A 14,486-nucleotide genomic window follows, 5' to 3' on the forward strand; every position below is an offset into this window, starting at 1 on the left:
CGGATTCATAATGCGATACCTGCTTTGCTGGAGGAGGCCGCGGCCGAGAGCGGCGCCGGCGCGTCGATGGTGTTGGGCACGAAGCGGCAGAAGTAGTCCGTGACGGGGCCGTCCGATTCGCGGATGCCGCAGCCCACGGACTCGCCGTCCACCACCCACAGGCCAAGGACCGGGTGGTTGCCGTCGAAGTCGGGCAGCTGGTGGTACTGCTGGTAGCACCAGCCCTCGCGGCCGTACCCGCCGGGCTGTTCCAGGCTGACGCCGTCGGCATGGATCCGGATGTTGTCGCCTTCACGGCCATGGAGCGGCTTGGCCACCCATTCCTTCAGCGGCCCCGGCCCGTCAAGGTAGGCCGGGAGCAGGTTGGGATGCTCCGGGTACAGGTGCCAGAGGGCGGCGAGGAGGGCCTTGTTGGAGAGCAGCATCTTCCAGGCCGGCTCCACCCAGCGCGGGTTGTGCGCGCGTTCCAGGAGGCGGGGACCGAACGGTTCCTTCATCATCAGCTCCCAGGGGTAGAGCTTGAAGATGGTGCTGATGATGAAGTTGTCCAGGTCCACGAAGCGGTTGAGGTTGGGGTCCCAGCCGATATCGGACATGTTGATCCCGATGGTGGTCCACCCGGCCTGGCCAGCCACGTCCCGCATGTAGGCGGCGGTCATCCAGTCCTCGCCGGACTCCTCCACCTCGGAGTGGGCCACGTGCAGGGTGCTCATGCCGGTGCGGTACTGAAACTTCTTCCACTGCCGGATCAGTGCCTCGTGGATCCCGTTCCACTGGTCCTTCCCCGGGAAGACGTCCTGCAGCCAGAACCACTGGGCCACGGCAGCCTCGATCAGGCCGGTGGGGGTATCGGCGTTGTATTCGAGCATCTTGGCCGGGCCGCCCTGCCCGTCATAGATGAAGTCGAAGCGGCCGTAGACGTCCACGTCGCCGGCCTGCAGGGATTCGGCGGCCAGTTCCAGCGCCTGCGGTCCGATCCCGATGGTGCCCATGGCCCCGGTGGCAAGGAACTTGGCAGCCTCCAGGCACATCCGGTGCATTTCCTCGGCGGTCTCCTCGAGGGTTTCCACCTCGTCCATGCTGAACTCGTAGTAGGCGGATTCGTTCCAGTACTCGATCTTCCGGCCGTCATCCATGGTGGTGGTGGAAAAGACCAGGCCCTGTTCCTCGATCTTCTGCTTCCAGTCGGGGCGGGGTTCGCTCAGCAGCCGCTTCACGTTCAGCCCCCTGAAACCTTGCCGCCGCCGCCACTGGTCCCGCTCTTGGCGCTGGTACCGAAGCCGCCGCGGCTGACGGTTCCGCCCTGGGTGCTGTATCCGGTGGAGGCCTTCGCGCCGCTGGGAACGTTCTTGGTGTAGTTGGGGGCGGTGGACCGGTTCTGCCCCAGCGGCGGGACATAGGCGCCGCGGGAAAAGAAGTACCAGGCGTACACGCCGCCGGCCCGCCCGGCGGAGCTGTCGCAGTTGCGGTCTTCCACGCGCTCGCCGGTTTCGTCGTTGAAGCACACCTGCGCGTATTCGGGCTCATCCTGGTTGCTGGCCACCACGGCGGTGATGGTACCGGCGAGCAGCGCTGTCACGCCCAGGCCAACGACGATGGTGCGCCGCTGGGATCGCTTCTTATGGGCGGCCGCCTCGTTCAACTGCCTTTCCCGGTCACGGGCGAACGGATCCACCGGGGTGACGGGTTCATTGAGCAGTTCGGGGCGGAGTTCAGGCTTGGGCCCCTGCCAGGGGGGTGGCTTCGGACTGTCCCCGGCCGGCTGGGCGCCGCCGGTGGGCTGGCGCTCCGGATCCGGCTTGTTCGGGTCCTGCTTGTCTGGGTCCACGGCGTCCCCCTCAGTTATCCACGTGAATTGGGCACAGCGCTGCACCCCCAAATGCAATCCTCGAATCAGCCTAGTCCCTGCCGGCCCCGGCGGCGAGCACGCCGCAGGGGAGGGCTGCCCATCTCTTCCGCGCGCGGAGCGTGACCCTACACTGGAGCCATGGAAACCGCGTCCCTGCTGGCCGTCTGCCGTGTTCACCAGTTGCTTCCGGATGCCTCGAGCGTGGGGGTGACCGCCATCGACAAGCGCCCGGTGGAGGGGCCGGTCAGGGTGCACCGGCTGGGCCTGCAGGGCGACATCCAGGCGAACCGGGTCCACCACGGCGGCCCGGACCAGGCCATTTACGCGTACTCGCAGGCCGACGCCGACTACTGGGCCGCACAGCTGCAGCAGGACCTGCCGCCGGGCTCGTTCGGCGAGAACCTCCGGGTGTTCGGGATAGACGCCACGTCCGCCATCATCGGGGAGCGGTGGAAGATCGGGCTCGACGTCGAACTTGAGGTCACCTCGCCGCGGACACCCTGTGCCACCTTCCAGCGGCGGCTGGGAGAGCGGCAGTGGGTCAAGCGCTTCACGGAAGAGGGGCGCGTGGGGGCATACCTGAGGGTCATCAGGACCGGCAGCATCCAGGCCGGAGACCACATCCACCGGACCTACGTTCCAACACACGGCATCACGGTGGGGCAGTGGTTCAGCGAGCCCAGTGTTGAGCTGATGGAGGCGCTCAAGGACGCGGACGCCGACGGCGAAATCCGGCTGCAGCAGCCCGAATTCAACAATAAGTTCGCGGCCCTGCAGCGGCAGCTGCGCGGCTGATACGCAGGGGAATTCCGACGGCGGAGGTGCCGGATGTGCCCAAGCTCACCGCCGCCGTCGGGCCATTGATTTAGGGGACGCGGCCCCGGTGCCTTACACTTGAAACATCCCCCACTCCGGAAATCCCTTATTCCTGCCCAATTCTTGAGGCAGGACTGGCAAGTGTTGGGGCCCGCAACTGTGATGCGGGCAGTTTCATAGGGAGAGCCGGCTGAAGAAAACGCTGTACAGACTGCTGGGATAGCAGCCAAGAGATGCAGCGCGAAGTCCTGCCACGGGATTGCGAAAGCGCCGGACTTCTGTGACCGGCCGGTCAATGTTTGCCCGGCATCCACGGCACATGTACTGCGGCTCCGCTCACCCTGGGTAGTGCCGCCTGGCCCCCTATGGATGAGGAATATTTCCCTATGCCCGAAAACCAGAACGAAACCATCGACGCCGCGACTTCCGAAACCGTCGCCGTCGAATCCGCTGAGGCCGCTGCCCCCGCAGCAGAGCCCGCTGCCACTGACTCCGCAGCCGAAGCTGCTCCCGCGGGCAAGGCCCAGGAAACCGAAGAAGACGGCGTCAAGTTCGCCGACCTCGGCATCGACGGCCGCGTCCTCGCCGCCCTGCAGGATGTCGGCTACGAGAAGCCGTCACCCATCCAGGCAGCCACCATCCCGCTGCTGCTCGAAGGCCGCGACGTGGTAGGCCTGGCACAGACCGGCACCGGCAAGACTGCAGCATTCGCAGTGCCGGCCCTGTCCCGCCTGGCCGAACTGCATGACCTGAACGGCCCGTCCCGCAAGACCCAGGCCCTGGTGCTCGCCCCGACCCGTGAGCTGGCGCTCCAGGTTGCCGAGGCCTTCACCTCCTACGCCAAGCACATCGACGACTTCACCGTCCTCCCCGTCTACGGCGGCTCCGCCTACGGACCCCAGCTCGCCGGCCTGCGCCGTGGTGCCCAGGTTGTCGTTGGTACCCCCGGCCGCGTGATCGACCACATCTCGAAGGGTTCCCTGGACCTGTCCGAACTCCAGTACCTGGTGCTGGACGAGGCTGACGAGATGCTGCGGATGGGCTTCGCCGAGGACGTGGAGCAGATCTTCCAGCAGACCCCGTCGGAGCGACAGGTGGCGCTGTTCTCGGCAACCATGCCGAGCCAGATCCGCCGGATGTCCAAGCAGTACCTGAACGACCCCGCCGAGATTTCGGTCAAGTCCAAGACCACCACCGGCGCCAACACCCGCCAGCGGTACCTGCAGGTCATGGGCCCGCACAAGCTCGATGCGATGACCCGCATCCTCGAGGTTGAAGAGTTCGACGGCGTCATCGCCTTCGTGCGCACCAAGATGGCCACCGAGGACCTCGCAGACAAGCTGAAGTCCCGCGGCTTCCAGGCCGCCGCCATCAACGGTGACATCCCGCAGCAGCAGCGCGAACGCACCGTGGACGCACTGAAGGAAGGCCGCATCGACATCCTGGTGGCCACCGACGTCGCGGCCCGCGGCCTGGACGTGGAGCGCATCAGCCACGTCATCAACTACGACATCCCGCACGACACCGAGTCCTACGTCCACCGCATCGGCCGCACCGGCCGTGCAGGTCGTTCCGGTGACGCCATCCTCTTCATGACGCCGCGCGAGAAGTACCTGCTGCGTTCCATCGAGAAGGCCACCCGCCAGCCGGTGGAGCAGATGCACCTGCCCACGGCCGAAACCGTGAACACGCTGCGCCTGGGCAAGTTCGCCGAGCGCATCACGGAGACCCTCGCCTCCGAGGATGTGGCTCCATTCCGCGACCTCATTGCGTCCTACGAGGAAGAGCACAACGTTCCGGCCTCGGAGATCGCTGCCGCCCTTGCCGTGATGGCGCAGGGTGGACAGCCGCTGCTGGTGAAGGAGCTGCCGGCAGCTCCCGAGTTCCAGAAGCGTGAGCGTTCCAAGGACGGCTTCGGCTCCCGTGGACCCACCCGCGCCCTGACCGAGGGCAACGCCACCTACCGGATCGCGGTGGGGCGCCGCCAGCGCGTCATGCCCGGCTCCATCGTGGGTGCCATCGCCAACGAGGGCGGCATCTCGTCCTCGCAGATCGGCGGCATCGACATCCGGTCGGACCACTCCCTGGTGGAGCTTCCGGCGGACCTGAGCGCCGAGCAGTTGCGCGCCCTGTCCCGCACCCGGATCGGCGGCGAGCTGATCCACCTCGAGCTGGACAACGGCCGCAAGCCCTCCGGGGAACGCGGCGCCTACCAGGGCAACCGTGGCGGCGAGCGCGGCGGCAACTTCAAGGGCAGCGGGGGGTTCAAGAAGGAGTTCCGGAAGAACGACGGTGAGCGGTCCTCTGCTGACCGTGGCGGCCGCTCCTACAGCGAGCGCTCGGAGCGCAGCTTCAGCGACCGCGGACAGGCCGGCGACTCCCGCTTCGGCGGCCACGGTGACGGCTCCCGCAAGCCCCGCCACGGCAACGACGGCGGACACCGCGACTATAACCGCAAGGGCAAGTGGTAAACCCTCCGTTGAGTGATTGCCACCCCGGGTAATTGACGACGGCGATGGGCCGGCTTTCGAGCCGGCCCATCGGTATTTAACCTCCTGGAGTTTTTGTCCAGATATGGCGACTTCAGGGCCGGCCAAGTCGCCATATCTGCCCAATAACTTCAAGGGTGTGGGGCTTGCCACATTTTCCGTTCAGCTGTGGCGCCCTGGCCAGTGTGACCCTGCCTGTTTCGCCTCTGGATGGTGCCCGTAACCCCAGTAATGGCGCGGAAACTGGGGCTAAGGAGGCGGCGAAAAGCATGTGTTTCACCGCTTGCCGGGGCCGCCTTGTGCCGATTTGTTGGGAGCTGAATCTTCCGGTAGAGTATTTACTCGTTGCCCCCCTAGCTCAGTGGTAGAGCGCGTTCTTGGTAAGAACGAGGTCACCGGATCGATTCCGGTGGGGGGCTCTGAATGAGGGCCTGTGTCAAGGCGGTTTGACCGGCTTGACACAGGTTTTTCTCATTCGTGGCGGTGTAGCTCAGTTGGTTAGAGCGCACGACTCATAATCGTGAGGTCGGGAGATCGAGCCTCCCCACCGCTACAGGACAAGCCCCCGGAATCCCCGAGATTCCGGGGGCTTTTTGTTGCCTGCTGAGATTGTCCTCACCCCCTGCGATCCGGATCCCACCCCAGCCTGCGGCTGAGCTCCACAGTCGCGCGTTCCAGGGCAGCCAGGATTAGGTCCTCCTGCGTGCCCTCAATGGCGGGCGGAACTGGGGCTGCTTGTGTGTCGTAAGTGTGGGTCACGGCAATTGAAGCCACTACCCGCCCGCTCCTGTCGTGGACAGTTTTGGCAACGGACGTCAGCCCTTCAGTCACCTCCCCAAACTCGCGCGCGAACCCCTGCCTGCGGACAGCAGCCAGCTGCTGGGCCAGCTCGGCGTAGGTCCCCGGGCCCCGGCCGGTCCGTTGGATAAAGGCAAAATTAGACGGGAACAGCGCCCTCAGCTGGTCATGACCGAGGCTGGCGAGAATCGCCCTTCCCGACGCCGTCAGGTGCGCTGGCAGGCGGACGTCCTTCGCGGTGACTAGCGGCGCCCGCAGGGGAGCGGTCTGTTCGTGGATGTAGAGCGTTTCGTGGCCATGAAGGACCGCCAGGTGTGCCGTTTCACCAACACTGGCAACTAAACGGGCCAGGACTGGACGGCCGTACCTTGCCAACGGGGCCTGGATCGCAAAGGCCTGGCCGATTTCCAGGGCCGCGACACCCAAGGCGTAGGCCTGCTCCTCAGGGATGTGGGCTACATAGCCCAACGTCTGCATTCCGCGGAGAAGCCGGAAGGTGGAGGACCTTGGTGAGCCAACAGCCTCGGCGATCCTGGCGGCAGGAACAGGGTTTGCCTGCGTTGCGAGGTAGCTCAGGATCCGGAGCGATCGCAGAGAACTCTCTGGTTCACCCATTTAAAACACCACCCGTGACCCGAATCTCATATATGGGACTGCTATGCCGTGGATTCCATTGTCCTTGTCCTGGATTCACGGTGCGATGGTTCTATTCAAGAAAATGCCGCGCCGGTACGGGCCGGCAAGAATGTCAGGAGACAGACCCATGGCCATCACTTCTGAGGCCCCACGCACTGCATCACGCCACATCTGGAAGCTATTCGTGTACAGCGGCATAGGTGCATTCATGTTTTTTGTGCCGGTGACGATAGCAGGAAAAAACACGATCATGCTGGACCACATCGTCTCCTTTCTCCAGGCGAGCATCGGCCCGGTTTTGCCCTTTTATGCCCTGGCCGTGATTGTTGCGGGCGCCGGTTACCCGTTCGTTGCCGGAACGTGGAAGAGGTCCGCGGTGGAGGTGGTTTTCTCGCTACTGAAAGTGGTGGGGATGGTGGTGGGTTTCATGATGGTCTTCCGGGTGGGGCCGGCGTGGCTGTTTGAACCCGGCATGGGGCCGTTCCTGTTTGAAAAGCTGGTAATCCCCGTCGGGCTCCTTGTCCCCATCGGTGCCGTGTTCCTTGCACTGCTGGTCAGCTATGGCCTGCTGGAGTTCATTGGTGTCCTCGTCCAGCGCGTGATGCGTCCGATCTGGCGGACGCCGGGGCGGTCCGCGATCGATGCCGTTGCATCCTTCGTGGGCAGCTATTCGCTTGGCCTCCTGATCACCAACCGGGTCTACAAAGAGGGCAAGTACACGGCCCGTGAGTCTGCCATCATTGCCACAGGATTCTCCACTGTTTCCGCCACCTTTATGGTTATTGTGGCCAAGACCCTGGACCTGATGGGCCAGTGGACCGCCTACTTCTGGATCACCTTCCTGGTCACATTCGCGGTCACGGCCATCACGGTCAGGATCTGGCCATTGAACAGCATCCCGGACGAATACCATCCCGAAGCCGTACCGCAGCCTGAAGAGGACGTTTCCGGACGCCGCCTCTCGGTCGCCTGGCGTGAAGCCCGCCAAACTGTGGAAGCTGCACCCTCGCTCGCGGTCAACGTATGGACCAACGTCAGGGATGGCCTGCTGATGGCGATGGCTATCCTCCCCTCCATCCTTTCCATTGGCCTGGTGGGGCTGGTCCTTGCGACCTACACCCCGGTCTTCGACTGGCTGGGCTTCCTCTTCTATCCCTTTACTTGGGCGCTCCAGCTGCCCGAACCCATGCTCGTAGCAAAGGCCAGCGCCGTTGGTGTTGCAGAAATGTTCCTTCCCGCGCTCCTTGCGGCGGAGGCGGTCCCAGTGGTCAAGTTCGTGGTAGGCGTTGTGTCCGTGTCCGGAATCATCTTCTTCTCCGCCCTGGTTCCCTGCATCATGGCTACGGATATTCCCATCCCGGTCTGGAAGCTGGTGGTTATCTGGTTCCAGCGGGTCGCTTTGACGCTGATCCTTGTGACCCCCATAGCGTTCCTGCTGTTTCCGTCCTAGAGCACGGTCCCGGCTCCATCCGCAGCTTCGGTTGGGGCCGATGACCCTCGCCGGCCCCGCTTCCCATCCGTGACAACTTCCCCGTTTCGCCGTAGTTTTGCAGCAGGCGGCGGACGGGGGACTGTGGTGGACTTTTTCAATGAGGTGATGGAACCCTTCCGGTGGCTCGTTTCCGTCGTCATGCTGGCGTTCCATGGCGGCCTGACTGCCATCGGTATGCCGGCAGGGAGCGGCTGGACGTGGACGCTGGCCATCGTCGGGCTGGTACTGGTCATCCGCGCGGCCCTGATCCCCGTGTTCCTTGCGCAGGTCCGGGCCCAGCGCCGCATGCGGCTCCTGCAGCCGGACCTGAAGGAGCTCCAGGAAAAGTACCGGGGCAAAACTGACCAGCTGTCCCGGCAGGCCATGGCCCAGGAACAGATGGCCCTCTACAAGAAGCACGGCACCAATCCGTTTTCTGCCTGCCTTCCCCTGCTGATCCAGGCGCCGTTCTTCCTGGCCCTGTTCCAGGTCCTCTCCGGCATTTCCGGCGCGGCGGCCAGAGGTGAGGGCATCGGAACCCTGAACTCCGCCCAGGCCGCCCAGTTTGACGCCTCCAGCATTTTCGGCGCACCGTTGTCCGCGTCCCTGCTGCACGGCGGAGGCGGTAACCAGGCCGCAGTGGCCATCCTCGCCGTCGCCATGATCCTGGCCATGACGGCCTGCCAGTTCGTCACGCAGAAACTCGTCATGGCACGCAGCCTGGCCAGCCAGGACCCGGACAATCCCTTGCTCCGCCAGCAAAAAATCCTCCTCTACATCCTGCCGGTCATCTTCGGAGCCGGCGGGATCATCTTCCCCATTGGTGTCCTCATCTACTGGACTGTCTCCAACCTCTGGACCCTGGTACAGCAGTACCTGGTGACGCGCACAGCGTGAGGAGGCGCCCCGGCCGCCAGACTCCTGTCATGGGGACGGGATTCACGGGCAGAATGACTCCATGGCCCAGCTGATCTATTCCGGCATCACCTCCTTGGATGGCTACGTCGCGGACCGGAACGGCAGGTTCGACTGGAGCGCACCCGACGAGGAGGTCCACGCCTTCGTGAACGATCTCGAGCGCGGCGTCGGGACGTACCTGCTCGGCCGCAGGATCTACGAGGTCATGTCCGTCTGGGAAACAATGGGCACCGCCGGTGACCCGCCGGTAATCCAGGACTACGCACGCATCTGGCAGGGGGCGGACAAGGTTGTCTACTCCACCTCCCTGGCCGGGGTGTCCGCGGCGCGGACCCGGGTGGAACGGGCATTCAGCCCCGACGCCGTCCGGGCCCTGAAAGCGAACACCGACCGCAATATCGGCATCGGCGGCCCCACCCTGGCTGCCCGGGCGCTCGAAGCCGGACTGGTGGACGAATGCCAGCTCTTCCTCAACCCCATTGCCGTAGGCGGCGGCCTGGGCTTCTTCCCCGACGGACTGGAGACAAGGCTCGAACTCCTGGATGAGCGGCGGTTCCGCAACGGCGTGGTCTATTTGCGCTACCGCTGCCTGGCCTGAGGGGCAGAATGGGTCCATGACCCGAATCGCAATCATCGGCGGCCACGGCAAAGTGGCCCTCCGCCTGTCAGCCCTCCTCACGGACGAGGGGCACAGCGTCACCTCTTTCATCCGCAACCCGGACCACGCTGCGGATGTGGCGCAGACGGGAGCAACGCCGTCGGTCCTGGACGTGGAACATGCGACGACGGCGGAACTCGCCGAGGCGCTGCAGGGCCATGACGTGGTGGTCTGGTCCGCCGGTGCCGGCGGCGGCAACCCGGCGCGCACCTATGCGGTGGACCGGGACGCGGCCATCCGCTCCATGGAGGCCGCAGCCCACGCCGGGGTGGACCGGTACGTCATGGTCTCCTACCTGGGGGCCGGCAAGGGCCATGGAGTGCCCGAAAGCAACAGCTTCTTCCCCTACGCGGAGGCAAAGGCGGCAGCTGACGACTACCTGCGGGGCACGAGGCTGGCATGGACCATCCTGGGACCGGGGTCGCTGACGGACAATCCGGGCACCGGGCGCATCGACGTGGACCCGCCCCGGGACGGCGGCGCGGCAACGTCCCGTGACAACACTGCCAGCGTGGCCGCAGCCGTGATTGAGATGCCGGAAACGGCCGGCCGGACCATCGAGTTCCGCGACGGCTCGCTTCCGGTCGCCGCCGCCCTGGGTTCTTCCTAGCCGGCGGCCGTGAGCTCCAGGTCCAGGGAGTTTTGCTCCACGTAGTCGAGGGCCCGGCGCACGGCGCCGACCGTGACCATGGAGTCGCCCAAGGGTGAGACGGCCACCCGCGGGGGAGTGGCGGTGAACTGCGCCAGGCGTTCGGTAATGGCCTCAAGCAGCATGTCCGCCGAATTGGCCACGGCCCCGCCGATCACCACGAGCTCCGGGTTCAGCAGCGTGGCGACGGCGCCCACTACCCGTGCCATCCGGCCGGCGAGGCGGTCGAGGATCTGCCGGGCGACGGCGTCGCCGGCAGCGGCCGCGGCGAACACCTGTTCCGCCTCGACGCCGCCCGCTGCGTACTTCCGCAGCGCTGTCCCGGCTTTGCCTGCGAGCGCCTCCGCGGCCCAGTTCCGGGCGAGGAAGGCGATACCGTAGGTGTCGCCAACGCCTTCCACCCACTCCAGGAAGGCAAGTTCGCCGGCGCCCCCGTCGCGCCCGTGCAGCAGCCGCCCGTTGTCGATGATGCCGGCACCCAGGCGTTCGCTGGCCAGGATCACCACCACGTCGTCCACTCCGGCTGCCGCTCCCTGCCAGCGGTCCCCAAGTGCGGCCAGGTTGGCGTCGTTTTCCAGCAGTACAGTCCAGCCCCGCATCTCCAGCAGTGCTGTCTTCAGGCCGACGTCGAACAGTTCCCAGAAGTGCTGCTTCACCAGGACGTCCCCGTGGCGGTCCACTGGCGCGGCGATGCCGGCGCACACGGCAAGGACTGCATCCGGGGAGGCGCCGCTGCCCTCCAGCGCCAGCAGGGCGGCCCGGTCGACGACGGCGACGCGTTCTTCGGCTGGGATGTCCGCCCGGGAAAACGCCTGGGTAGCCCTGCCCAGCATCCTGCCGCGGAGATCGGCGACCACCACCGTGGCCTTGGAGACACCCACATCCATGCCCAGGACGTAGCCCGCGCGCTCGTTGAGCTCGAACCGGCGGGCGGGGCGGCCCTTCTGGTATCCGCCAAAGGCGCGCTGGTTCTCCAGCTCCCGGATCCAGCCCCGCGCCATCAGATCCTCGCAGACGGAGATGGCGGTGGCCCGGGTCAGGCCGGTGGCCTCCATGACCTCGGTGACGGTCACCGCCCGGGATGCGCGCAGGAATTCCAGGACTGCTCCTGCGCTGACGCGACGGAGCAGCTGGGGTGTGGCCGGCGTGGGTTCCGTCATGGGTGTTGACCTCTCTCTCGCTGCCCTCCATAATAACTTGTGGTACTAAATTTAGATTCAATATAAACATGTCCGATTGGGCGCCTCGTTTGCTATGGCACCCATACTGGTGGTTTACATCCTGGCGCGACGGTGGGTACTGTCCGAAGTAAATGCGCGGGGCCGCCAAGTAGACCCAAAAGACCTTGACCAGCCATAACCAACGCACAGAAAAGGAAGATCCCTTTGTCCACCACCGCCACGCTGGCAACCCTCTCCGACTCCGACCGCCTCGCTGATCCGAACTGGTGGCGCCAGGCAGCGGTCTACCAGATCTATCCGCGCAGCTTCGCCGACTCCAACGGCGATGGCATCGGCGACCTGAAGGGCATCACCGCGAAGGTCCCGTACCTGAAGGCGCTGGGCATCGACGCCGTGTGGCTGAGCCCCTTCTACCCCTCGGCACTCGCCGACGGCGGCTACGACGTGGATGACTACCGCGACGTGGACCCCAAGCTGGGCACGCTGGCGGACTTTGACGAGATGGCCAAGGCCCTGCACGGCGCCGGGATCAAGCTGATCGCGGACATCGTCCCCAACCACTCCTCCGACCGGCACCAATGGTTCAAGGAGGCACTGGCCGCGCCCAAGGGTTCACCCGCCCGCGATCGGTACATCTTCCGTGACGGGAAGGGCCCCAACGGCGAGTTCCCGCCGTCGGACTGGGACTCGGTGTTCGGCGGCCCCGCCTGGGAGCGCATCACCGAACCGGACGGCACTCCCGGCCAGTGGTACATGCACATCTTTGCGAAGGAGCAGCCGGACCTGAACTGGTCCAACCGGGAAGTCCGCGACGACTTCCTCAAGACCCTCCGCTTCTGGTCCGACCGCGGCGTGGACGGCTTCCGCGTGGACGTGGCCCACGCCCTCACCAAGGACCTCACCGAACCGCTGCTGTCCAAGCTGGAACTGAGCGCGGCCAACACCGGCGTTGACGGGTTCGACGACGGCACGCACCCGTTCTGGGACCGCGACGAAGTGCACGAGATCTACGCCGAATGGCGCGAGGTGTTCAACGAGTACAACCCGCCGCGGACCGCCGTCGCCGAGGCCTGGGTGCACGCCACCCGCCGCGCCCGGTACGCCAGCCCGCAGGGCCTGGGCCAGGCTTTCAACTTCGACCTGCTGCAGGCCGATTTCGACGCCGCCGAGTACAGGGAGATCATCACCCGCAACCTGGCCGAGGCAGCCGCCACCGGAGCGTCCTCCACCTGGGTGTTCTCCAACCATGACGTGGTCCGGCACGCCACCCGCTACGGACTGCCCCAGGTGTCAAAGGGCAAAGCGGGCAGCAAGGGCCAGGACGGCAAGGACTGGCTCCTCGCCGGCGGTCCCAAGGACCAGCTGGACGTGGAACTCGGGGAACGCCGCGCCCGCGCCGCCACGCTGCTGATGCTGGCCGTCCCGGGTTCCGCCTACCTGTACCAGGGTGAGGAACTGGGGCTCCAGGAAGTGTCAGAGATTCCCGAATCCGAGCGCCAGGACCCGTCCTTCTTCCGCAACAAGGGCGTGGAGATCGGCCGTGACGGCTGCCGCGTGCCCCTGCCGTGGAAGGTGGAGGGAACGTCCTTCGGCTTCGGTGAGGGCGGCTCGCACCTGCCGCAGCCGGACTGGTTCAGCAAGTACGCCGTGGAAGCCCAGGACGGCACGCAAGGTTCCACCCTGGAGCTGTACCGTGCGGCCCTGAAGCTGCGCCGTGAGCTGCAGACGGACGAGGAACTCGAGTGGGTGGAGACCGGCAACCCTGAGGTCCTGCACTTCCGCCGCCCCAACGGATGGCAGTCCGTCACCAACTTCGGCGGCACCGCCGTCGAGCTTCCCGCGGGGAAGGTGCTGCTCACCAGCGGACCCCTGGAAGACGGCAAGCTGCCCGCCAACACCACCGCATGGCTGCGCTGATGCCCGCACCCGGCACAGGCCGGCAGGCCTTGCAGAAACAGCCCTGATGCAGGAGCTCATCTACGGCTGCATGGGATTGGGCGGCAGCTGGTCCGACGAGCCGCATGGCAGTGCCCAGGTGGACGAGGCCGCTGCCGCCGTCCAGGCAGCCCTGGACGCCGGCATCACCCTGTTCGACCACGCGGATATCTACCGAAGCGGCAAGTCCGAGGCCGTCTTCGGCGAGGTGCTGGCCGGCACGCCGGGCCTGCGGGGCCGGATCCGGCTGCAGACCAAATGCGGGATCAGGCTGAACGAACGCGGCCTGCAGACGCATTACGACCTGAGCCGGGAAGCCATCCTGGAACGGGTCAACGGGAGCCTGAAGCGGCTGCGCACTGACTACGTGGACATCCTCCTGCTGCACCGCCCGGACCCGCTGGCAGACCCCGCAGAGGTGGCGTCCGCCGTCGGGCAGCTGATGGCGGAAGGCAAGGTCCGGCAGCTGGGCGTGTCCAACATGTCCGGGGCGCAGATCGAGGTGCTGCAGGACCGGCTGGAAACGCCCGTGGTGGCCAACCAGCTGGAGATGAGCCTGTTGAAGCGGGCCTGGCTGGAAAGCCAGGTGCTGGTGAACCATCCGGAACACCTGGACTACAGCTTTCCGCACGGCACCGTGGAGTACTGCACCCGCCACTCCATCACCCTGCAGGCCTACGGTTCCCTGGCCCGGGGCGTCTACACCGGCGCGGAACCGGAAAGCCCCACGTCCGCGGATGCTTCCACCGCGGAGCTCGTGGCGCAGCTGGCGGGGGAGTACGGGACGTCCGGGGAGGCGGTCCTGCTCGGCTGGCTGATGAAGCACCCGGCCGGCATTGCACCGGTGATCGGCACGGTCAACCCAGGCCGCATCCGCGCCTGTGCCGACGCCGCGAAGGCCGCCGCCGCCATGTCCCGCGCCGACTGGTACCGGCTCTGGGTGACCGCGCGTGGCAGCAACATCCCCTGACCACCAGTTGCGCAGCAGCACGGGCCGTTCCGGCCGCCGGAACGGCCCGTGCTGCTGCGTCTTTTCCACCCGGCGGGGTCACATCCCGTTTAGTTCGTATTGATCCTCACAAGCTG

13 protein-coding genes and 2 tRNA genes are annotated in these 14,486 nt (G+C 65.9%); 10 read left to right on the forward strand and 5 right to left on the reverse strand.

Annotation, left to right across the window (positions count from 1 at the left end):
* Nucleotides 1–5: 5 nt before the first annotated feature.
* Entirely contained in the window at nt 6–1,217 is a 1,212-nt protein-coding gene (locus AC5RUO_RS04320; protein ID WP_494102907.1) for a glutathionylspermidine synthase family protein, read from the reverse strand.
* A gap of 2 nt (nt 1,218–1,219) precedes the next feature.
* A complete protein-coding gene (locus tag AC5RUO_RS04325; RefSeq protein WP_494102908.1) occupies nt 1,220–1,828 on the reverse strand; it encodes a Tat pathway signal protein in 609 nt (202 codons plus the stop codon).
* Nucleotides 1,829–1,987: 159 nt separating this feature from the next.
* Here AC5RUO_RS04325 and AC5RUO_RS04330 point away from each other — a divergent pair, with 159 nt between their 5' ends.
* The 4 genes from AC5RUO_RS04330 (at nt 1,988) to AC5RUO_RS04345 (ending at nt 5,707) form a co-directional block, all read left to right on the forward strand.
* Nucleotides 1,988–2,644 (forward strand): MOSC domain-containing protein, encoded by a 657-nt coding sequence (locus AC5RUO_RS04330; protein ID WP_494102909.1) that lies wholly within the window; start codon nt 1,988–1,990, stop codon nt 2,642–2,644.
* Between the two features lie 407 nt (nt 2,645–3,051).
* The gene (locus tag AC5RUO_RS04335) at nt 3,052–5,136 is read left to right on the forward strand and encodes a DEAD/DEAH box helicase (protein WP_494010351.1); all 2,085 of its coding nucleotides are present in this window, start codon (nt 3,052–3,054) and stop codon (nt 5,134–5,136) included.
* A 365-nt stretch (nt 5,137–5,501) separates the two neighbouring features.
* A tRNA-Thr gene (locus AC5RUO_RS04340) sits at nt 5,502–5,573 on the forward strand.
* A 60-nt stretch (nt 5,574–5,633) separates the two neighbouring features.
* Nucleotides 5,634–5,707 (forward strand) — tRNA-Met (locus tag AC5RUO_RS04345).
* Between the two features lie 62 nt (nt 5,708–5,769).
* On the opposite strand, the gene AC5RUO_RS04350 is transcribed toward AC5RUO_RS04345, so the two are convergent.
* Complete coding sequence (locus AC5RUO_RS04350) at nt 5,770–6,567, reverse strand: IclR family transcriptional regulator (protein ID WP_494102910.1); 798 nt, start codon at nt 6,565–6,567, stop codon at nt 5,770–5,772.
* A gap of 75 nt (nt 6,568–6,642) precedes the next feature.
* Nucleotides 6,643–6,852, reverse strand: coding sequence for a hypothetical protein (locus AC5RUO_RS04355; RefSeq protein ID WP_494102911.1), 210 nt, complete (start codon nt 6,850–6,852; stop codon nt 6,643–6,645).
* Between AC5RUO_RS04355 and AC5RUO_RS04360 the strand changes: the two genes are divergently transcribed.
* The 4 genes from AC5RUO_RS04360 (at nt 6,839) to AC5RUO_RS04375 (ending at nt 10,245) form a co-directional block, all read left to right on the forward strand.
* Nucleotides 6,839–8,038: a YjiH family protein gene (locus tag AC5RUO_RS04360; RefSeq protein ID WP_494102912.1), complete on the forward strand. Its 1,200-nt coding sequence runs from the start codon at nt 6,839–6,841 to the stop codon at nt 8,036–8,038. The two genes, AC5RUO_RS04355 and AC5RUO_RS04360, sit on opposite strands and share 14 nt — an antisense overlap.
* A gap of 126 nt (nt 8,039–8,164) precedes the next feature.
* The gene (yidC, locus tag AC5RUO_RS04365) at nt 8,165–8,956 is read left to right on the forward strand and encodes a membrane protein insertase YidC (RefSeq protein WP_494102913.1); all 792 of its coding nucleotides are present in this window, start codon (nt 8,165–8,167) and stop codon (nt 8,954–8,956) included.
* Between the two features lie 61 nt (nt 8,957–9,017).
* On the forward strand, nt 9,018–9,575 hold the full coding sequence (locus AC5RUO_RS04370) for a dihydrofolate reductase family protein (protein WP_494008977.1): 558 nt from the start codon (nt 9,018–9,020) through the stop codon (nt 9,573–9,575).
* A 16-nt stretch (nt 9,576–9,591) separates the two neighbouring features.
* Nucleotides 9,592–10,245: an SDR family oxidoreductase gene (locus AC5RUO_RS04375; RefSeq protein WP_494102914.1), complete on the forward strand. Its 654-nt coding sequence runs from the start codon at nt 9,592–9,594 to the stop codon at nt 10,243–10,245.
* On the opposite strand, the gene AC5RUO_RS04380 is transcribed toward AC5RUO_RS04375, so the two are convergent.
* A complete protein-coding gene (locus AC5RUO_RS04380) occupies nt 10,242–11,444 on the reverse strand; it encodes an ROK family transcriptional regulator (RefSeq protein WP_494008975.1) in 1,203 nt (400 codons plus the stop codon). The two genes, AC5RUO_RS04375 and AC5RUO_RS04380, sit on opposite strands and share 4 nt — an antisense overlap.
* Nucleotides 11,445–11,669: 225 nt before the next feature.
* Here AC5RUO_RS04380 and AC5RUO_RS04385 point away from each other — a divergent pair, with 225 nt between their 5' ends.
* Both AC5RUO_RS04385 and AC5RUO_RS04390 read left to right on the forward strand, forming a co-directional pair.
* Nucleotides 11,670–13,382, forward strand: a complete 1,713-nt coding sequence (locus tag AC5RUO_RS04385) for a glycoside hydrolase family 13 protein (RefSeq protein ID WP_494008974.1) — start codon at nt 11,670–11,672, stop codon at nt 13,380–13,382.
* A 46-nt stretch (nt 13,383–13,428) separates the two neighbouring features.
* On the forward strand, nt 13,429–14,370 hold the full coding sequence (locus tag AC5RUO_RS04390; RefSeq protein ID WP_494008973.1) for an aldo/keto reductase: 942 nt from the start codon (nt 13,429–13,431) through the stop codon (nt 14,368–14,370).
* Nucleotides 14,371–14,486 lie beyond the last annotated feature (116 nt).

This window comes from Arthrobacter sp. Y3221087 (assembly GCF_059089905.1).